Origin of the sequence: Mycobacterium sp. E787, from assembly GCF_001668725.1 — a bacterium.
Classification (GTDB): domain Bacteria; phylum Actinomycetota; class Actinomycetes; order Mycobacteriales; family Mycobacteriaceae; genus Mycobacterium.
In genome coordinates this window covers 1-522 of sequence record NZ_LZKL01000070.1, presented here as the reverse complement: position 1 = coordinate 522, position 522 = coordinate 1, and the positions used below count along the sequence as shown (strand labels likewise).

The window sequence follows — 522 nt, the reverse complement described above, 5'->3', positions numbered from 1 at the left end:
CTGGGCCCGGTGGCCGCGACCCCGATCATCCGCTGGCTGCACAGCGTCGAGGGTCCGGTGGACCAGTTCAACCAGACCGTGCTGGTGCAAGCGCCGGTGGGGGTCACCGAGGCCGACGTGGTGGTGGTCCTGCAGGCCCTGCTGGATCGGCATCCCACGCTGCGGCTGCGGGTCGACGACGACGGCGCCGGGGGCTGGTCGCTGACGGTGCCCGAGCCGGGATCCGTGGACGCCCGCCACTGCCTCGAGACGGTCGAGGTGTTTTCCGATGCCGTCGTGATCGAGGCGCGGTCGCGGCTGAACCCGGCGGCCGGGATGATGGTCAGCGCGCTGTGGGCGGCCCCCACCGGACAGCTGTTGTTGATCGTTCACCATCTGGCGGTCGACGGGGTGTCGTGGCGGATCTTGCTGGAGGATCTCAACCTGGCCTGGGCGCAGCATCGGAGTGGGCAGCAGGTGGTGTTGCCGGCGCCGGGGACGTCGTTCGCCCGGTGGGCGTCGCTGCTGGGTGAGTACGCGCAC

Annotated in this window: 1 protein-coding gene; it reads left to right on the top strand. The window is 71.1% G+C overall.

Features of this window, described 5'->3' with window-relative positions:
• On the top strand, positions 1-522 hold a 522-nt coding region (locus A5705_RS15015; RefSeq protein ID WP_231982456.1), incomplete at both ends, for a condensation domain-containing protein.